At 61.8% G+C, this 13944-nt stretch carries 11 protein-coding genes; 3 read left to right on the top strand and 8 right to left on the bottom strand.

Annotated features, from left to right (window positions below; all coding sequences use genetic code 11):
* The first annotated feature begins 26 nt into the window (after window positions 1-26).
* Window positions 27-356: a hypothetical protein gene (locus VFE81_RS12345; RefSeq protein WP_325044862.1), complete on the top strand. Its 330-nt coding sequence runs from the start codon at window positions 27-29 to the stop codon at window positions 354-356.
* Window positions 357-504: 148 nt separating this feature from the next.
* Here the strand turns inward: VFE81_RS12345 and VFE81_RS12350 are convergent, their stop codons facing one another.
* Window positions 505-1140 carry a cadmium resistance transporter gene (locus tag VFE81_RS12350; RefSeq protein ID WP_414695583.1) on the bottom strand — a complete coding sequence of 212 codons (636 nt, stop codon included), beginning with the start codon at window positions 1138-1140 and terminating at the stop codon, window positions 505-507.
* Between the two features lie 285 nt (window positions 1141-1425).
* On the opposite strand from VFE81_RS12350, the gene VFE81_RS12355 reads away from it, so the two are divergent.
* Window positions 1426-2010, top strand: coding sequence for a hypothetical protein (locus tag VFE81_RS12355; protein WP_325044864.1), 585 nt, complete (start codon window positions 1426-1428; stop codon window positions 2008-2010).
* A 179-nt stretch (window positions 2011-2189) separates the two neighbouring features.
* Here VFE81_RS12355 and VFE81_RS12360 read toward each other — a convergent pair whose 3' ends face one another.
* The 3 genes from VFE81_RS12360 to VFE81_RS12370 all read right to left on the bottom strand — a co-directional run bounded on the left by VFE81_RS12360 (window position 2190) and on the right by VFE81_RS12370 (window position 6123).
* Entirely contained in the window at window positions 2190-4061 is a 1872-nt protein-coding gene (locus VFE81_RS12360) for a glycosyl transferase family 1 (RefSeq protein WP_414695582.1), read from the bottom strand.
* Between the two features lie 268 nt (window positions 4062-4329).
* A complete protein-coding gene (locus VFE81_RS12365; RefSeq protein ID WP_325044865.1) occupies window positions 4330-5610 on the bottom strand; it encodes a DUF3443 family protein in 1281 nt (426 codons plus the stop codon).
* Between the two features lie 48 nt (window positions 5611-5658).
* Window positions 5659-6123 (bottom strand): DUF2844 domain-containing protein, encoded by a 465-nt coding sequence (locus VFE81_RS12370; RefSeq protein WP_325044866.1) that lies wholly within the window; start codon window positions 6121-6123, stop codon window positions 5659-5661.
* A gap of 459 nt (window positions 6124-6582) precedes the next feature.
* Between VFE81_RS12370 and bamC the strand changes: the two genes are divergently transcribed.
* Window positions 6583-7815 carry an outer membrane protein assembly factor BamC gene (bamC, locus tag VFE81_RS12375; RefSeq protein WP_325044867.1) on the top strand — a complete coding sequence of 411 codons (1233 nt, stop codon included), beginning with the start codon at window positions 6583-6585 and terminating at the stop codon, window positions 7813-7815.
* 922 nt (window positions 7816-8737) lie between these two features.
* On the opposite strand, the gene VFE81_RS12380 is transcribed toward bamC, so the two are convergent.
* From VFE81_RS12380 to thiC, 4 genes are all read right to left on the bottom strand, one after another.
* Entirely contained in the window at window positions 8738-9664 is a 927-nt protein-coding gene (locus tag VFE81_RS12380) for a DMT family transporter (protein WP_325044868.1), read from the bottom strand.
* A 538-nt stretch (window positions 9665-10202) separates the two neighbouring features.
* Entirely contained in the window at window positions 10203-11801 is a 1599-nt protein-coding gene (locus tag VFE81_RS12385) for an L-lactate permease (RefSeq protein ID WP_325044869.1), read from the bottom strand.
* Between the two features lie 325 nt (window positions 11802-12126).
* Window positions 12127-12627 carry a hypothetical protein gene (locus tag VFE81_RS12390; RefSeq protein ID WP_325044870.1) on the bottom strand — a complete coding sequence of 167 codons (501 nt, stop codon included), beginning with the start codon at window positions 12625-12627 and terminating at the stop codon, window positions 12127-12129.
* Between the two features lie 337 nt (window positions 12628-12964).
* Window positions 12965-13944: phosphomethylpyrimidine synthase ThiC (gene thiC / locus VFE81_RS12395; protein ID WP_325044871.1), on the bottom strand; the 980-nt coding region annotated here is incomplete at its 5' end.

The following is a 13944-nucleotide window of genomic DNA, read 5'->3' on the forward strand; positions in this document are numbered from 1 at the left end:
TTCATTTTACTTTTCCGGAGGCCGGTATGAAACCTACATCGAGGACGTCGAAGGTAGCGGGGGTCTTGCTGTGCGCGGTCGCGTGCGGCGTCGCCGCGCAGGCTGGCGCACAGGGTCTGAGCGTGCAGGATGACATCAACGCGCCGCAAAACAGCACGCGTGTGATGCCGAACGCGGCGCGCGGCAGCGAGTATCCGACGCACGGCAACCAGCAGGCGGGCGAGTTGAATCTGAATCCGACCGATCCGCGCGCGCAACTTGTCAACGGTTTGCCGAACAACACCCAGGCGGGTGGCTACGGTTCGCCGCTCGCCGGCGTGCGCACCTACGTGCAGCCGCAAATGCCGTCGAACTGAGGGTCCGCGCGGGCGACAGTCGATCGTGCTGCATCGCGCGCTGACAGCAGCGCATCACGGCACGCACCGTAGTGTTTATTGGCTCGGGTTCAGTTCAGGCTCGACCACCCAATTATCCGGCGACCGGATCGCCGACTCCAGGTTCGCCTCAGAGACCGAACACGATCCGCAGCGTATCGTTCTGCGCGATTACCGAGATGCCGATTACCAGCAGGATAAGCGGTAGCAGCGCAGTACCGTAGCGCCGGATCGGCGCGCCCAGCAACGGATGCTCCACCAGCCACACCGCGCCTGCGCACCACAGCCCGATCATCACGACGAACACCAGCGAGATGAGCATACCCTCACTGTGCGAATGACTCGCGTACAAGGGCACGTAGACGGCGACGTTGTCCGAGCCGTTGGCGACCGCCACGCACGCGACTGTCCACCATGAGGAGCCTGTGCCGGTCGTAGTCGATGTGCGCGGTGCATTCGTGCGTGCGGTGGCCTGCACCTCTTTGTCCTGATCCACATTGGCGGGGCGAAAGCGCATCCACGCTTTGCTCAAGCCTACGCTGATCGGCAGAATGCCGAGCAGACCGACATAGCCGGCGGGTAACCGCGTGAACAAAGCGGCGAGCAGAATCGACCCCACGATCAAGGCGAGCGAACCGGCAAACTGCCCGGTGATTACGCGACGCCGATGGCCGGCCGCTTCAGCAAGGAAGGCGAGCAGCACGAAAAGGTTGTCAATATTGGTGGCGACGTAAGCCGCGACGGCGAGCAGGGCGAGGCTGAACATGCGGGAAAACCGGTCAATGCACAGTGGGGAACGGATCTGCACCCGTGAAGCGGTCCAGTTGAAAGGCGTCAGTGCGGAGGCATGGCGGCCGGTCAACACGATGCCGATGCGAGGCGTTGCGGTCAAGCCGTCTTTTTTCTTGCGCAATGTACGCGCCCTGCGGTTCTGTATGTTCACACTCACGTGCGGTGCGGTCCTTTGCATATGCCGACCCCAAGGGAGCCGCGGTGCCGATCCCTCAGCCCGTAAGCTACAATTGCCGACAGCTTGAAAAACGGAATATCAATGAAGATTCGGATTTTCTCTATCGCCTGCGTCACGACCGCTGCCGCGCTGCTGGCGGCCTGCACGGCCGTGTACAAGAACTCGGATGCATGCGAGCAGTTGATGCGAAGCAAGCTGGCTGAAACGTCGCCGGATACGCTGAAAGTCGCTCATAGAGGTGTCGGTATTGACGGCTCGCGGGTGGTCGTCGAAGGCTCGATCGAGCATGTGGTGACGGCTTCGGAGGTTGCGGCCGCCTCGGCGGCATCCGCGGCAGCTTCCGCCACGCAAGTCGCGAATGCGCCCCGTGCGGCTTCGGGCGTGCGCGCGGCGTCCGGGGTATCGGCGGCTTCTCCGGCTTCAGGCGCTGCGGCAGCCTCCGGCGTGATGGCTGGAGTGGCTTCGGGTGCTGCGGCCGCCTCCGCGAGCCTTGCTGCGTCGGGAGCCGAAGCAGCCTCGCTCAAACTGGCCAAACCGAAGAAGACCAGCACGGCGGCCGCCGCTGAGTGCACATTTCACGGTTCGGCGTTGAGCGCGTTCAGCTGGCTGGCGCCGGCAAAGTTCGCCACGCCGGCCGATGGCGCTGCCAGCGAAGCCGTGAAGTAAAACCTCGCTTGCGACGAGTGCAGCCGGCTTTTGCCGGCGCCTCGTCAATCGCGAACCGGCAACTGGCAACTGGCAACCAAACAGCAAACCCAAACTGCGCACGCAAACCGCAAACCGCAAACCGCAAACGGCAAACCGCAAACCGCAAACCGCAAACCGCGAATCTTAAGCCTCAAGCCTCAAGCCGCCCCATCTGCCTGGCGGCTTTTGTTTTCGCGCATCAACTTCAGCACGCTTTCGCCGAACGCCTGCGGCCGACCTTCAAAGCAGCGCTGCACCACCTGTGTATCGATCAGGTGTTGCCGCAGCGCGGTGCGCTCGTCTTGCTGGTCGATCATTCGCACGGCCGCCGCGATATAAGCCTCGACGCTGTCCGTGGTGGTCCACGACGGCATGCCCACGCGCTCGAACAGCGCGCCGTCGATCTGTTCGAATACTTCCGGCCCGCGTTTGCATACGCCGGGCAAGCCGAGCGTCAATGCATCGACGATACCGTTGGTATTGCCGAACGGAAACGGGCTGAGGAACAGGTCAGACTGGTTGACGCGCGCCAGATACGCGGCGTAGTCGTGAAAGTCGTGCACGACGGCGCCCGGCACCGCATGCGTGACGACGTCGCGTAGACGGTAGAGCGGCAGACCCAATGGCACACCGGTCATGAAATGAAACTCAACGGGTGTCGCGGCACGCTCGCCGATCGCACGGCAAGCATCGAGAAAACCAGGATTGAGCTTCATCGCGCTAGCAGTGATGACAATCTGCAGGGCCTCGCGCGGTGGCGGAATCTGCGCAACGATGTCTGGTAGCGCGACGGACGGGCGGTACGGCTGCCCGTCTTTCGGCAGTTTCATCAGGCGTTCGCTGAAGCAGGCCGGGTCGCCGACATAATCCTCCTCGACGCTGATGTAGTCGATCTTGTCTGAGTGCGTGGTGGCGGGGTGGCCAAGCGCCGCGATCTGCAACGGCGCGATGCGTAGATTGGACATGAACACCGTCAGCACGAACATGCCGACGCTCGGCATGTACAACACGTCCGGCTGCTCGGCCTCGGCAAAGTCGCGAATAGTCTTCATGCATTCGCCGATGTAGTCCGGCTGCTCCAGTTCGATGAAGCGGTCGAAGATGTTCCGCCCCACTTCGTCGACGGCGTAACCGAAGCCGAAACCCACCACCTCGAAATGTTCGCGCGCAGATTCGAGCGTACGCGAATGTGTGCGGTAGATCGAATGGGCGCCGCTGAACCACTCGAGCACGACCACCATCAAGGGCTTCTTGCCGCGCCGCGGTTTGCCTTTGGCCGGCGTGCGCTTTGGCGCGGGCAGGTCGGTCAGGCTGAGTTGTCCGAGCTTGCGGCGCACCAGCATATTGATGTCCCGCTTGATCGCATGGCGCCGCGGCGTGTCGGCGTAGCTGCAGAACATATAGGCGTTGTGCAGCACGGCCGACGGCAGATCGTCGAGGTCGTCGATTTGCTGCAGCTTGCCGGGCAGCCATTCCAACAACGCTTCGCGCTTGCCGTGCGCGTTCGCCGAGCCCTTGAAAACAGGCGCCAGCAAGGTGAGGGCGAGACAGGCGGCGATGACTTTGTCGTACGCCCAGAGCGCGGCAAAGTCGAGTTCCAGTTCGGATTCGGTGGAATAGAGCACGCAGAGACTCTCGATGAAGCTGTCGCCGGGTAGAAACTGTGTGTCCGCGGGGCCGCGGGGATTCAGATAGCGGGTGATATGGTCTGCATTGCCGAAGTCCGTAGCCGAGAACAGCACGCCGATCCATTCATGCAGTGTGAGAAATAATCTGAAGTATTCGGTGGGCGGTCGGAAATTCGGGTCGGCGAACAACGTTGAGAGGGCGCTCGTCAGGCGTGTGCAGAAACGCTGACGTTGCTCTTCGGGAGACAGGCCGATCATGCCCGAGGCTTTGAAGCTGCCGTCCAGCTCGCCACGATTATGTTGAAGCAGCGCCAGCGCGGTGACAAGCTGGACCGAAGCTTGTGCGTGCTGTTGCGTATAGACGAGTTGTTCGAAGTGGTCGAGTGAAAAGGTGACTTCCATCAGGTGGCTATTTTAAGATATGCATGACTAACTATATTGAAATCAAGTTAGCCAGGGCACCGAGTATCGCAGCCTGGGCATATCAAATAAGTCCGGGATAGGAGTTTGGGAAATTTCTGTGCGGGAAAACCTGATCGGCTCGTGGGATTTATTCTGTTTCGGTGCGGGGCTCGGGATAGCGGGAAGTCGGTTCGGACACTCAATCGAACCCGCCCAACGCTGCTATCTGCGCAAGGCGGATCCCGACATCGAGCACTCGGAATGCATATCAGAACGCGTAATACGGACCCGGGCCGACCGACGTTGCGCGCGACGCGATCGCCGTATAGACCCGCCGTCCGAAAAAGAACGGCAGGCCCCAGCCGAAGCTATTGCTGGCCCTGCCGGCCAGGTTGTTGAAGGCATTATTCGACGACGCGAACAGCGTGGTCGAATTGCCGATCGCAAACGATACCGTGGTCGACGCGCCATCGGTACCCACGATCGAGGCGCTCGCTGTTTGCGTCGAACTTGGGCAGTACCAGTAACCGCATTGCGGCAACTGACTATTGCTGAAGAACAGGCCATTCGAGCCGCTGTCGAGGTAACTTTGCGCATAAGTCTGGCCGGCACTGCTGGTGGCCACATACCCTGTGACCTGATTCGCCTTGACCACACTTGCGCCGTCGAGTGTGTTGTTCGCCTGGGTGCCGATGCCGAAAATCATCGAGCCTGACACTCTGACCGCGCCAGCGTCGGCGATCGCCGGCAGATCGATTACCACGCCGTTGTTGTCAAGCGCGAAGCTGCTGACCGGATTGGTCACCTGCTGCGCAAGTGCTTGTGTACTCGCGAGGCAGGCGCCGCCGGCGTCGCAACGGTAATACCAGCGCGGCAGCGCAGTGTTGACACAGCCGCTGCCGCAGTCGGCCGCGAACAGGCCGACGCCGAGAATGCCGTTGGCGCGCAGGCTCGAGACGGTCAGCATCGCCGGGCCTGAGCCCGCACAGTCGGTGGGCACGTTGGGCAGGGTGGGATCGGAGATCAACTGGATCGGAATGGCCGCGGCTAACTGACCGGCCATGCGCACATCCGCGCTGCGCACCGCGCCCCACGCATAGCCGCCGCCGAATACCGCGCATTCGCCCGTGACTCCGCTGCCCGAACCCACTGCCGGCAGTATGAGGCTGGCCGGCAGCGCGGACGCGAGAATCCGCAAGCCGTGCGAGCCGGTGTCGACCTGAATATTGTTGATCGTCGCGCAGTTACTGGTGCCGGGCTGGCAGACGGTGACACTCGTCGTCAGCATGTTGCGCGTCAAACCCGGCGCGGTGGTGACCGCGATCGGCTGAACGTTCGGTGTGCTCGACTGTGGCACGGAGGTGGCCGTGCTCGGAACGGCGGCCCCGGGCGGCGCGCTGGCTCCAGACGGGCTTGCCGCGTTCGGACTGCTGACCGGGCTGGCTGAACCGGCCGGGGACGAGTCCGCCGATGTGCCACCGCCACCGCCGCAACCGGCGAGTGCCGCGCAGACGAGGAGCAGGGCATGGAGACGAGAAGGGGGTTTCATGATGTCGAGGGCAATCGTCGAGGTGTTTTTTTAGTTGATTTACGCGCGTCAGTGGAGATCGTCGGCTGTGACGCCGGACGGCAAGGCCGCGGGCAGCCAGGCGCGCCCTGCGTAGCCGCGCATCGGGCCGCCGGATTCCACGATTACGTCCGGGCGAACTACCCGCGAGGCGTGCAGGTTGCCGTCCGGCACCGACGCTGCGGCACCCGTTCTGTAGGAGTCGGCGTACTTTCCCAGCAGCGCGCGCAGATCCGGCATGGTCGGGCCTTGCCACGTGTAAGCGATGATCTGGCCGGTATTCGTCGCGTACTCATTGATGGTCGTATTGCCCGCGTCGGTCAGCGTGAGCAGGCGTAAGGCTCCGTTCAGCAGGGTTTGGGGCGCCGCGGTCGTCGAATTCGCCTGGATGGGCATCGTGCCGCCCAATTCGGCACGCGCGTCAGTGCTGGCACATAGCACGGCAATCGCCATTGCCGGGACGGCGAGGGCAGGTAAGAAAGAAGGATTTGGCATGGCAACCTGTCTCGCAGTTGGCGCGCTCAATCTTTTATTGAGACGTCCAATTCAAGATAACACCCGGGTTTCCTGATCCTTGCCAGGAGCGGCGTGCGGCGCTTGCGATAATCTCGAAAATAGCGTGTGACAAAGGTGCGAAGTGTCTTTTAAAACAATGATCTGACGATAGGGTAGTACATGTCTGGCGGGCGATTGGGAAGTGTTGTGAACTGTTAAATCTGCTGTCGGGGAGATGATCGTTGCCGCGAAGTGAGGCTCTTTTCTGCAATGGGAAGCTCACGTTGCGCAGCGATTTACCGGCGTCCAGTTCACTTGTCGCAACCCGCGTTTTTGCCGCCTGCAGGCGGCTAAATTCGCGGGCTAACCCGGGTTTTTGCACATGTCTCGCTGGGATCGGTAAAATGTTGGGTTGATCCACGGAAACTTGCCGTGGCGTAGCGGAAGGATTCCCTGAACATGACTGATCTTCGTCTTACCAAGCGGTTTGCAGTAATGCTGATGGCAGGCGGTCTGGTCGCCGGCTGCGGCACCTCGTCGCCGACCAAAATTGACTACAAAAGCGACTCGAAATCGAAGCAGGTGTCGCTTGCCGTACCGCCGAACATGATCGATGAGACGTCCGATCAGCGTTCGTTGCCCCCGCAAGGCGGCGAAACCTCGCTGTCCACGCTCAAGCAGGTCCAGGCGCAAGCACCGGCTACCAGCATCCTGACAGTGGTGCCACAGGTCACCGGCATGCATATCCAGCGTGACGGCACGGAAAGCTGGCTCGTGATCGACAACAAGGCGCCCGACCAGGCCTGGCCGCAAATTCGCCGCTTTTGGCAGGAACAGGGCTTCCTGCTGGTGGTCGATCAGCGCGACAAGGGCGTGATGGAGACGGACTGGAACGAAACGCACGCGCAGATCAACGACGGCCTGATCCGCGGCACGCTGTCCAAAGCACTGGGCAACAGCTATGTGACTTCTGAGCGCAACAAGTACCGCACGCGTCTCGAAACGGCGCCGAACGGCGGTACCTATGTGTTCGTCAGCCAGAAGGGCATGCGCGAGGCGATCACGGGCACGAACAACGATTCGACCAAGTGGGAAGCAAAGCCGAACGATCCGGGCCTCGAACAGGAATACCTGAAGCGGCTGATGGCAGCGCTGGCGCTGACCGATTCACGCACGAAGTCGGCTGATACGCAAAGCGCCGAGCTTTCGCCAGCGAGTGCACAAACGGCGCCGAACGCGGCTACAGCGGGTGCGAAGTCGGCCGCTGCGGCGACGGCGGCGCAAAACGTGGCGCTGTCGGCGCAACAGCCCATGCCGGATGACGCGGCGAACGGCACGGCGGCGCAACTCTCGTCCACCGAACTGACCCTCGGCGAGCCGTATGACCGTGCATGGCTGCGCGTGGGCCTCGCGCTCGATCGCAGCAACTTCACGGTCGACGATCGGGATGCGAGCCGCGGTTTGTACTTCGTGCGCTACGTCGATCCGAAGGATATGACCTCGGCGGAGCAGGGTTTCTGGAGCCAGGTATTCCATGGCAAGAAGGAAAAGGTCGCCAAGCAGTATCTCGTCAACGTGCGCGCGGTGACGCCTAATCAGACTCGTGTGGCAGTCGTCGACGACAAGGGCGCTATCGATCAGAGCCCGCAGGCCAAGCAGATATTGAGTCTAATGGTCGACCAGTTGCACTGAACGAAGTTGTAGTACGCAGCGAACGCTGTCTGAAAACCCGCCCAGCGTGCAACCTGGGCGGGTTTTTTATGTCCACTTCCATCTTCCGCGCCGCGAGCTGTCCAATCGCCGGCGTGGCGCGCACGCGGTTTGCTTCTGTCTAAAACACCGGCATGAACCGGCGCTAAACGGGAGATGGCCATGTTCGACGTGATTCCTTACTGGATGTGGGCGGCGAGCTTGCTCGTCCTGGCACTTGTATGCGGCGCGGCCTTGTCCCCGCGCGAGACGCGGCGGCCGGTGGCCCTGCGTGTCCGGCATACGGCTGCACAACGCACGAAATGGCCGATATCCTGATGTTCGGCCTCGCTTCAAACGTATGAAGCGAGGCATCGCGGCCGCCGCGTGCGGCCGCATGTTACGTGACGTTACCCCGGTGACGTAACTCGCAGAACTCCTTCCGCCAGCCTCCCCAGCATGTTTTCATCGCAAAACAATCCAATAATAATCAATGGTTTGCGACAATTTCTTGTGAGCCTCTATAACTGGCACGCAAGCTGCTTTTAAAGACTCATGGGGCCGGATTCGTAACATCCGCCATGAGCTTGCGGCGATTCCCGAATCGGCGATTCCCAGACCCTTTCAGCACCGGCGAACGAACCGGTGCTTAGCCCGATGATGGCCTGCGCGCGTGGCGCGCGGCCTAGGTGGCCCCGTCGCCTATCCTCGTAGGGCGACGGTTTCGCCCGCACTCTAATGGAGTGCGGGCTATTTTTTTGGGGTACTCGGGACTGACTGCCGGGCAGCCGTCGACGCGACGCGCGGTGCAGGACGGGAAACGGCGTCGCTGAACGAGGCGTCGCTCGAAGAGGTTTTCTGTGTCGGCGCGATTCTCGTCAGGGCGAGAGCTGGATCGCGCCGAATGTATTGAGCGAGACGGTTTTCAGGTGTCGGCGCGGCGCGGGCCGCTCCAAGGCAGACGCTTGATCACGCCGGTGGCAAGCGCGGTGCCGACGAGAATCACGCCGCAGCCTTCCAGCATGCCCGGCGACACGGTTTCGCTGAGAAATAGCGCGCCCCACAGAATGCCGAAGATCGGAATCACGAAGGTCACCGTAATCGCGCGTGCCGGCCCGACCACCGCGATCAGATGGAAGAACAGCATGTACGCGACGCCGGTACACGCGACACCCAGTGCGATGACCGCGCCCCAGGCGTGCAGCGAGATCGGCGCAGCCGGCCAGTAGATTGCGGCGAGCGGCAGCAGCACGATGGTGGCGCCGGTCATCGTCCCGGTCGCGACGGTCAATGCGTCGACGCCGGTCAGGTGGCGCTTCGTGTAGTTGGCGGCGATGCCGTAAAGCAGCGTGGCGCCGAGCGCGGCGGCGGCCGCGAGCGCGGTGCTCAACGGCGAGGCGGCCGAACCGTTCGGCGCGGCGATCTGATCCCACACCAGCATGAGTACGCCGAGAAAGCCGATCACGAGACCGAGCGTGCGCAGTGCGCTCAGGCGGTCACGCAGCCATAGAAAGCCGACGAGTGCGCCCCACAGCGGCGTGCTTGCATTGATGACGGATGTCACGCCCGCCGACAGCGTCAGCTCGGCATACGCGAACAGGCAGAACGGCGCCGCCGAATTCAGGATGCCGACCACCAGGAGCGGAAAGGCGCGCGTGCGCAGGATCGTCGCGGACTGACGCAACGGCCGCCGCGCAACCAGCACGACGGCGAGGAAGATCGCGCCGATGCCGACCCGCAATGCCATCAGCGGTGCGACGCCAAAATCGGCCACGCCGACACGGATAAACAGAAACGAGGCGCCCCACAAGGCGGCCAGGATCAGCAACTGCAACAGGTTTTTGGTGTTCATTGTCGTGGCGCCGCGCGCGGTTGAGTCGAGACGTCCGCGCATCGTAGCAGCGCGATCGCGCGAAACGTTTCAGGCTGGAATGAAACGGCAAGATTCGCGGGATGAAGGACGTCTGATTGCCATCATCGTAAGCCCAGCCGGGCTGGCTGCAAAACGAGCAATTCTCACGCTAATGTGAGAAAAATTGCGATGAGATTGATGTGAGGGAGGGGGCAGATGCAGGCGCGACGGGGTGGGCGCCGAAAAAGTATGAATTATTTTGTGGTGGTGCATTAGCCGTATGGACTTTGGCAGCAGGACCTTGGCATGAGCCAAGCACCCCTAGCGCCCCGGTATGAGCAGCACGAGCAGCACCGGCCGCTTACGCGGCCTCAGGTGGGTCGAATGCATGCTGTTAAAAAAGCGGACATGCCCGAAAGAGCACGTCCGCCGATTCACCCATTCAGATATCAACTAGCTGATCGAATCCATCGCGCAGGCTATCGTCCGAAGGAATTGGCAAGCGCACACCGTCGTTACATCGATAGCCAGACAAACCTCAGTGCGGAATCATCCCCTGCAGGAAGTTCTGCTGCAGCCACACCAGCACGCCGAGGATCACCGTCAACAGAATCGAATGCTTGAAGGTCTTGGCGAATACGACGCCTTCCTTGCCTTTGAGCTCGGTCGTCGCCACGCCGGTCGAGATGTTTTGCGGCGAGATCATCTTGCCCATCACGCCGCCCGACGAATTGGTCGCCGCCATCAGGATCGGGTTCAGGTTCAACTGATGGGCCGCCACGACCTGCAGGTTGCCGAACAGCGCGTTGCCCGAGGTATCGCTGCCGGACAGGAACACCGCGACCCAGCCGAGGAACGCCGACACCAGCGGAAAGAACGGTCCGACCGACGCAGCGCCGAGCCCGAGCGTGTAGGTGAGCCCTGAGTAGTTCATCAGATACGCGAGCGCGACGATGGTCGCCACCGTCAGAATGGCGATGCGCGTCTGGACCCACGTGTCGACAATGGCCTTGCCAAATTCGCGCACCCCCAGACCCGTCACGAACGACGTGATGATGGCGGCGACCAGAATCGCCGTGCCTGTGGCGAGGGGCTGGAAGTCCCACACCGCGCCGTATGGCGTGTTGTACAGGGTAATGTACACGGCCTTGTCGAGGCCCGGCCACGGCACCTTGACGTCGCCGATCAGGAAGATTTTGGCGATGGTCCAGACGATCACTACCGCCGAGACGATGATCCATGGATACCAGCCCTGGCCGCCGCTGATCTTGCCGCGCACCTCGCCCACGCGATCGATGTTGATCGCGAACTTTGGATCGACGGCGGGCTTCCATACACGCAGGAACGCGATCGTCAGGATCAGTGAGACCATCGACGACAACACGTCGGTCAGGCTGTAGTTCACGTAGTTCGATGCGACGAACTGCGTCAGCGCGAAACTCGCGCCCGATACCAGCAGTACCGGCCACACGCGTAGCATGTTACGAAAGCCCGCATACACGCCGATCACGTAGAACGGCAGCAGCAAGGCGAAGAACGGCAATTGCCGTCCGACCATCTTGGCGAGCGTGTCGGCGGGCAGGTGCGTGACCGCGCCGAGTACCGTGATCGGTACGCCCAGCGCGCCGAACGCGACCGGGGCGGTATTGAAAATCAGCGTAAAGGTGAGCGCTTCGAGGGTGGGGAAGCCGAGCAGGATCAGCAGCGAACTGGTGATCGCGACCGGTGTGCCGAAGCCGGAAATCCCTTCGAGCAGCGCGCCAAACGAAAAGCCGATCACCACCAGCACGACGCGTCGGTCGTTCGGCAGGTTGTCGATCATCCACATACGGAAGGCCGCGAAGCGGCCCGAGCGCTGCGAGATGTTGTAGAGCAGGATCGCCGCGAACACGATCCACATCACCGGCCAGCAGGCGAAGACCGCACCGTTGGCGACCGAAGCGAGCGCGAGTCCGACCGGGAACTGCCATACGAAAATCGCCACGATCAGGCCGACAATCAGCCCCGCGAGTGAAGCCTGCCAGGCCGGCCGGCGCGCCCAGCCAAGCAGTAACAGGACGACGATGATCGGCAGCGCGGCAACCAGAAACGACGGCAATAGCGCATTGCCGACGGGAGTGAGTAGTTGGTGAAACATCACGTCTCCTTCGTTGTTGTTCGAAATCGACGCGGGACTACGCACTACGGACGCGTCGCTATGGCAGGACGGATGGGCGTCGGCGGCGCGTGCAGGACGCGCCGGGTCGCTTATTTAAACAAGTACTGTGAGTGGCTTCCCCAAGCATAGAGCCCGGATGTTGGCCGTCAAGAAGGGAAACTACGGGAGGAGGGGCGAATGGGCGAAAGCGTCGCGTTGTGCGGCACGGACTGCGCGCGGCACGATGCGTGCGCGGGGTGCCAAAGAAGGCTCGCCATGCACACGCATCGCATAAGGGTCAGGGGGTAAGCCAGATCGGCAAGACTCAGTGATAGTGCCCGTGGCCACCCCATCCGCCGCGGCCGCCGCCCCAATAGCCGCCGAAACCGAAGCCGATCGAGACCGACGGGCCATACCAGCCTGGATACCCGTAATAAGCCGGATAGACCGGCGGCGGATAGTAGGCAGGATAGACGGGATAGGGGGGAGCAACGTACACGGGCGGCTGGGCCACCGCGTAGGTGGGCGGCTGGGTTTGCGCATTGGCCCGGGCCTGCTGCGCGGCTTGAGCCTGTTGTTGCTGCGAAATTGCCGAATCGCCGGCAGTGCCGACGGCTACTTCACGCTGAACGTCGGTGGCCGGGACCGTGCCGTAGCCATAATACGGGTAGTAGCCCGGATAGTAGCCATAAGGGTAATAGCAGCCGGATAGCGTCAGCATGCAGGCCGCGCCGGCAAGCGCGATTCCAGTTTGGGAAAGACGGGGCAAGCCGCGCGGCAGCCGCTGGCTGATTGCGCAAAGAGAGTTGATGACGCGGGACTTCATGACGCGCTCCTGTTTACCATCGGACGCCGCCATCCGGGGCGTCATAGCCTGAGCTTACGCCGCTGTAGCGCCAACAGGATTGCAAAACCGTAACGGCTTATTTCACCTCATTGCAAAGCGTTTTTCGCAGCAATCGGCACGCATCCAGATGCACGGGCCCGTGTCATCAGAAGCAGACTGTCGATTTCGCGATCACACGCTTACATTCTGTCGGCATGTGGCATGGCGGCTTGCGCAGAAATGCAAAAGCCCGCCAGTGGCGGGCTTCGGTGCTGCAATGCAGTGAGGCGTAAGGTTCGAATAGCGGGCGCACGCTCCTGCGCCCGCGATCCTCACCTTACTGCCGCTGATAAATCTCAGCGCCTTTCTTCATGAACTCGATCGACTTCACTTCCATGCCTTTCTTCAGCGCATCGTCGTCGGAGAGGCCTTGCTGCGCAGCGAATTCGCGCACGTCCTGAGTGATTTTCATCGAGCAGAAGTGCGGGCCGCACATCGAACAGAAGTGCGCGACCTTGGCCGAATCCTTCGGCAGCGTTTCGTCGTGGAATTCGCGTGCCTTGTCCGGATCGAGACCGAGATTGAACTGGTCTTCCCAACGGAATTCGAAACGCGCCTTCGACAACGCATTGTCACGCACCTGCGCGCCCGGATGGCCCTTCGCCAGATCGGCGGCGTGCGCGGCGAGCTTGTAGGTGATGATGCCGGTCTTGACGTCGTTCTTGTTCGGAAGCCCAAGGTGTTCCTTCGGCGTCACGTAGCAGAGCATCGCGGTGCCGAACCAGCCGATCATCGCAGCCCCAATGCCCGACGTGATGTGGTCGTAGCCCGGCGCGATGTCGGTGGTCAGGGGTCCAAGCGTGTAGAACGGTGCTTCGTCACACCATTCCAGTTGCAGGTCCATGTTTTCCTTGATCAGCTGCATCGGCACGTGGCCCGGACCTTCGATCATGGTCTGCACGTCGTGCTTCCACGCGATCTGCGTGAGTTCGCCGAGTGTCTTCAGCTCGCCGAGTTGCGCTTCGTCGTTCGCGTCGTAGATCGAGCCGGGACGCAGGCCGTCGCCGAGCGAGAAGGCTACGTCATACGTTTTCATGATTTCGCAGATGTCTTCGAAGTGCTCGTACAGGAAGCTTTCCTTGTGGTGAGCCAGACACCACTTCGCCATGATCGAGCCGCCGCGCGAGACGATGCCGGTGGCGCGCCGCGCCGTCATTGGGATGTATCTTAATAGAACCCCGGCGTGGACGGTGAAGTAATCGACCCCCTGCTCCGCCTGTTCGATGAGCGTGTCGCGATAAATTTCCCAGGTCAGTT

Origin of the sequence: Paraburkholderia sp. (assembly GCF_035656215.1) — a bacterium.
Lineage (GTDB): Bacteria > Pseudomonadota > Gammaproteobacteria > Burkholderiales > Burkholderiaceae > Paraburkholderia.

What these genes read in the sequence shown, in the direction of transcription:
- VFE81_RS12345 (WP_325044862.1), top strand. Translation starts at nt 27, where the DNA reads ATGAAACCTACATCGAGGACGTCGAAGGTAGCGGGGGTCTTGCTGTGC.
- VFE81_RS12350 (WP_414695583.1), bottom strand. Translation starts at nt 1,140, where the DNA reads ATGTTCAGCCTCGCCCTGCTCGCCGTCGCGGCTTACGTCGCCACCAAT.
- VFE81_RS12355 (WP_325044864.1), top strand. Translation starts at nt 1,426, where the DNA reads ATGAAGATTCGGATTTTCTCTATCGCCTGCGTCACGACCGCTGCCGCG.
- VFE81_RS12360 (WP_414695582.1), bottom strand. Translation starts at nt 4,061, where the DNA reads ATGGAAGTCACCTTTTCACTCGACCACTTCGAACAACTCGTCTATACG.
- VFE81_RS12365 (WP_325044865.1), bottom strand. Translation starts at nt 5,610, where the DNA reads ATGAAACCCCCTTCTCGTCTCCATGCCCTGCTCCTCGTCTGCGCGGCA.
- VFE81_RS12370 (WP_325044866.1), bottom strand. Translation starts at nt 6,123, where the DNA reads ATGCCAAATCCTTCTTTCTTACCTGCCCTCGCCGTCCCGGCAATGGCG.
- bamC (WP_325044867.1), top strand. Translation starts at nt 6,583, where the DNA reads ATGACTGATCTTCGTCTTACCAAGCGGTTTGCAGTAATGCTGATGGCA.
- VFE81_RS12380 (WP_325044868.1), bottom strand. Translation starts at nt 9,664, where the DNA reads ATGAACACCAAAAACCTGTTGCAGTTGCTGATCCTGGCCGCCTTGTGG.
- VFE81_RS12385 (WP_325044869.1), bottom strand. Translation starts at nt 11,801, where the DNA reads ATGTTTCACCAACTACTCACTCCCGTCGGCAATGCGCTATTGCCGTCG.
- VFE81_RS12390 (WP_325044870.1), bottom strand. Translation starts at nt 12,627, where the DNA reads ATGAAGTCCCGCGTCATCAACTCTCTTTGCGCAATCAGCCAGCGGCTG.